At 49.5% G+C, this 5,164-nt stretch carries 1 tRNA gene and 3 rRNA genes; all 4 read right to left on the bottom strand.

The window, feature by feature from the left end:
• The 4 genes from rrf to J2T50_RS10465 all read right to left on the bottom strand — a co-directional run bounded on the left by rrf (window position 1) and on the right by J2T50_RS10465 (window position 4,924).
• Window positions 1-116: ribosomal RNA gene (gene rrf / locus J2T50_RS10480) — 5S ribosomal RNA — on the bottom strand.
• An 82-nt stretch (window positions 117-198) separates the two neighbouring features.
• A 23S ribosomal RNA gene (locus tag J2T50_RS10475) occupies window positions 199-3,096 on the bottom strand.
• A 154-nt stretch (window positions 3,097-3,250) separates the two neighbouring features.
• Window positions 3,251-3,323: transfer RNA gene (locus tag J2T50_RS10470), tRNA-Ala, on the bottom strand.
• A gap of 52 nt (window positions 3,324-3,375) precedes the next feature.
• Window positions 3,376-4,924: ribosomal RNA gene (locus tag J2T50_RS10465) — 16S ribosomal RNA — on the bottom strand.
• Together the 16S, 23S and 5S rRNA genes with 1 tRNA gene alongside form the textbook arrangement of a ribosomal RNA operon.
• Between the last annotated feature and the right edge of the window lie 240 nt (window positions 4,925-5,164).

Genomic DNA, 5,164 nt, shown 5'->3' with positions numbered 1-5,164 from the left:
GCTAAGCGACTACCGTATCTCACAGGGGGCAACCCCCAACTACTTCAGGCGTTCTAGGGCTTAACTGCTGTGTTCGGCATGGGTACAGGTGTATCTCCTAGGCTATCGTCACTTAACTTTTGTGGATTATCCACTGAAAATTGAATACCTATATTCTATCAAGAAAAACCAACGCTGTCAATATTGACTTCTGTTACTTTGGATAAGTCCTCGAGCGATTAGTATTAGTCCGCTACATGTGTCGCCACACTTCCACTTCTAACCTATCTACCTGATCATCTCTCAGGGCTCTTACTGATATAAAATCATGGGAAATCTCATCTTGAGGTGGGTTTCACACTTAGATGCTTTCAGCGTTTATCCCTTCCCTACATAGCTACCCAGCGATGCCTTTGGCAAGACAACTGGTACACCAGCGGTAAGTCCACTCTGGTCCTCTCGTACTAGGAGCAGATCCTCTCAAATTTCCTACGCCCGCGACGGATAGGGACCGAACTGTCTCACGACGTTCTGAACCCAGCTCGCGTGCCGCTTTAATGGGCGAACAGCCCAACCCTTGGGACCGACTACAGCCCCAGGATGCGACGAGCCGACATCGAGGTGCCAAACCTCCCCGTCGATGTGAACTCTTGGGGGAGATAAGCCTGTTATCCCCAGGGTAGCTTTTATCCGTTGAGCGATGGCCCTTCCATACGGAACCACCGGATCACTAAGCCCGACTTTCGTCCCTGCTCGAGTTGTAGCTCTCGCAGTCAAGCTCCCTTATACCTTTACACTCTGCGAATGATTTCCAACCATTCTGAGGGAACCTTTGGGCGCCTCCGTTACCTTTTAGGAGGCGACCGCCCCAGTCAAACTGCCCGTCAGACACTGTCTCCGATAGGGTTAACCTATCTGGGTTAGAGTAGCCATAACACAAGGGTAGTATCCCAACAGCGCCTCTGTCGAAACTGGCGTCCCGACTTCTTAGGCTCCTACCTATCCTGTACATGTGGTACAGATACTCAATATCAAACTGCAGTAAAGCTCCATGGGGTCTTTCCGTCCTGTCGCGGGTAACCTGCATCTTCACAGGTACTAAAATTTCACCGAGTCTCTCGTTGAGACAGTGCCCAAATCATTACGCCTTTCGTGCGGGTCGGAACTTACCCGACAAGGAATTTCGCTACCTTAGGACCGTTATAGTTACGGCCGCCGTTTACTGGGGCTTCAATTCAGATCTTCGCTTACGCTAAACCCTCCTCTTAACCTTCCAGCACCGGGCAGGCGTCACCCCCTATACATCATCTTACGATTTAGCAGAGAGCTGTGTTTTTGATAAACAGTTGCTTGGGCCTATTCACTGCGGCTGACTGAAAGTCAGCGCCCCTTCTCCCGAAGTTACGGGGCCATTTTGCCGAGTTCCTTAACGAGAGTTCTCTCGCTCACCTGAGGCTACTCGCCTCGACTACCTGTGTCGGTTTGCGGTACGGGTAGTGTATAATTAACGCTAGAAGCTTTTCTTGGCAGTGTGACGTCACTTACTTCGCTACTATTCTTCGCTCCCCATCACAGCTCAATGTTAGAGATATAAGCATTTAACTCATATCACACCTCACTGCTTGGCCCAGCACTTCCATTCGCTGGGATAAGTTAGCCTACTGCGTCCCTCCATCACTATATACACTAGTACAGGAATATCAACCTGTTGTCCATCGGATACACCTTTCGGTCTCTCCTTAGGTCCCGACTAACCCAGGGCGGACGAGCCTTCCCCTGGAAACCTTAGTCTTACGGTGGACAGGATTCTCACCTGTCTTTCGCTACTCATACCGGCATTCTCACTTCTATGCGTTCCAGCACTCCTCACGGTATACCTTCTTCACACATAGAACGCTCTCCTACCATCCCTTACGGGATCCACAGCTTCGGTAATATGTTTTAGCCCCGGTACATTTTCGGCGCAGGGTCACTCGACTAGTGAGCTATTACGCACTCTTTGAATGAATAGCTGCTTCTAAGCTAACATCCTAGTTGTCTGTGCAACCCCACATCCTTTTCCACTTAACATATATTTTGGGACCTTAGCTGGTGGTCTGGGCTGTTTCCCTTTCGACTACGGATCTTAGCACTCGCAGTCTGACTGCCGATTACATCTCGTTGGCATTCGGAGTTTATCTGAGATTGGTAATCCGAGATGGACCCCTCACCCAAACAGTGCTCTACCTCCAAGAGACTTAACATCGACGCTAGCCCTAAAGCTATTTCGGAGAGAACCAGCTATCTCCAAGTTCGTTTGGAATTTCTCCGCTACCCACAAGTCATCCAAGCACTTTTCAACGTGCCCTGGTTCGGTCCTCCAGTGCGTCTTACCGCACCTTCAACCTGCTCATGGGTAGGTCACATGGTTTCGGGTCTACATCATGATACTATGGCGCCCTATTCAGACTCGGTTTCCCTACGGCTCCGTCTCTTCAACTTAACCTCGCATCATAACGTAACTCGCCGGTTCATTCTACAAAAGGCACGCTCTCACCCATTAACGGGCTCGAACTTGTTGTAGGCACACGGTTTCAGGTTCTATTTCACTCCCCTTCCGGGGTACTTTTCACCTTTCCCTCACGGTACTGGTTCACTATCGGTCACTAGAGAGTATTTAGGGTTGGGAGATGGTCCTCCCAGATTCCGACGAGATTTCGCGTGTCTCGCCGTACTCAGGATACTGCTAGGTATAAAGACTATTTCGAATACGAGGCTATTACTCTCTTTGGCCTACCTTCCCAGGTAGTTCTTCTATAATCTTTAAGTCCACATTGCAGTCCTACAACCCCGAGGAGTAAACTCCTCGGTTTGCCCTCCTGCCGTTTCGCTCGCCGCTACTAAGGCAATCGCTTTTGCTTTCTCTTCCTGCAGCTACTTAGATGTTTCAGTTCACTGCGTCTTCCTTCATCCAGTCTTAAAAACTGGTGATGACAGGTATTACCTGCCGGGTTCCCCCATTCGGACATCTCTGGATCATTGCTTACTTACAGCTCCCCAAAGCATTTCGTTGTTAGTCACGTCCTTCATCGGCTTCTAGTGCCAAGGCATCCACCGTGCGCCCTTATTAACTTAACCTTATTAACCTAGTTTTTAAAACTAGAAAACTCATTAAATATTCACAGCGTTTTCGGTTTATTTTCTTGTTACTTTCTACAATCATTTCTGATCGTGGAATTTGATATAGATATTCAATTTTCAATGGACAATCTTAACAAGTATTACTTGTTAATGGAGCCTAGCGGGATCGAACCGCTGACCTCCTGCGTGCAAAGCAGGCGCTCTCCCAGCTGAGCTAAGGCCCCACAAGACCTCTCAAAATTAAAGAAGACTAACGTACAGGTTCCTTATCCTTAGAAAGGAGGTGATCCAGCCGCACCTTCCGATACGGCTACCTTGTTACGACTTCACCCCAATCATCTATCCCACCTTAGGCGGCTGGCTCCTAAAAGGTTACCTCACCGACTTCGGGTGTTACAAACTCTCGTGGTGTGACGGGCGGTGTGTACAAGGCCCGGGAACGTATTCACCGCGGCGTGCTGATCCGCGATTACTAGCGATTCCGACTTCATGTAGGCGAGTTGCAGCCTACAATCCGAACTGAGACTGGCTTTAAGAGATTAGCTTGCCGTCACCGACTTGCGACTCGTTGTACCAGCCATTGTAGCACGTGTGTAGCCCAGGTCATAAGGGGCATGATGATTTGACGTCATCCCCACCTTCCTCCGGTTTATTACCGGCAGTCTCGCTAGAGTGCCCAACTCAATGATGGCAACTAACAATAGGGGTTGCGCTCGTTGCGGGACTTAACCCAACATCTCACGACACGAGCTGACGACAACCATGCACCACCTGTCACCTCTGTCCCGAAGGAAAATCCTATCTCTAGGACGGTCAGAGGGATGTCAAGACCTGGTAAGGTTCTTCGCGTTGCTTCGAATTAAACCACATGCTCCACCGCTTGTGCGGGCCCCCGTCAATTCCTTTGAGTTTCAACCTTGCGGTCGTACTCCCCAGGCGGAGTGCTTAATGCGTTAGCTACGGCACTGAGTCCCGGAAAGGACCCAACACCTAGCACTCATCGTTTACGGCGTGGACTACCAGGGTATCTAATCCTGTTCGCTCCCCACGCTTTCGAGCCTCAGCGTCAGTTACAGACCAGAGAGCCGCTTTCGCCACCGGTGTTCCTCCATATATCTACGCATTTCACCGCTACACATGGAATTCCACTCTCCCCTTCTGCACTCAAGTTGTACAGTTTCCAAAGCACACAATGGTTAAGCCACTGCCTTTTACTTCAGACTTATACAACCGCCTGCGCTCGCTTTACGCCCAATAAATCCGGACAACGCTTGGGACCTACGTATTACCGCGGCTGCTGGCACGTAGTTAGCCGTCCCTTTCTGGTAAGATACCGTCACTTGAGTAACTTTCCACTCTACTCAACGTTCTTCTCTTACAACAGAGCTTTACGATCCGAAAACCTTCTTCACTCACGCGGCGTTGCTCGGTCAGGGTTGCCCCCATTGCCGAAGATTCCCTACTGCTGCCTCCCGTAGGAGTCTGGGCCGTGTCTCAGTCCCAGTGTGGCCGATCACCCTCTCAGGTCGGCTATGTATCGTTGCCTTGGTGAGCCGTTACCTCACCAACTAGCTAATACAACGCAGGTCCATCTGGTAGTGAAGCAATTGCTCCTTTCAAACAGCTAACATGTGTCGGCTGCTGTTATGCGGTATTAGCTATCGTTTCCAATAGTTATCCCCCGCTACCAGGCAGGTTACCTACGCGTTACTCACCCGTTCGCAACTCATCCGCTCGGTGCAAGCACCAAGCTTCAGCGTTCTACTTGCATGTATTAGGCACGCCGCCAGCGTTCGTCCTGAGCCAGGATCAAACTCTCATTTAAAGTTTGAGTTCTCACTCATTATCTGTCGCTGACAGATTTATTGTTTTTTTGTTCATTGACGAAGTTAACTTGTAACTTCACCCTGCACGTTTGGTTCGTCTTCTTTAATTTTCAAAGGTCTTGCTTGTCACTCTCACGCGACAACTATCTTAGTCTATCATGTTTGCTTCTTCTTGTCAACACTTTTGTTTAACTTTTTTAGAAACTTTTTTCATGACCGCCGCCCCTCACGAGACAACT

The sequence above is a fragment of the Streptococcus gallinaceus genome, from assembly GCF_024170225.1.
GTDB lineage: Bacteria > Bacillota > Bacilli > Lactobacillales > Streptococcaceae > Streptococcus > Streptococcus gallinaceus.
This window is presented reverse-complemented; position numbering and strand designations above follow the sequence as displayed.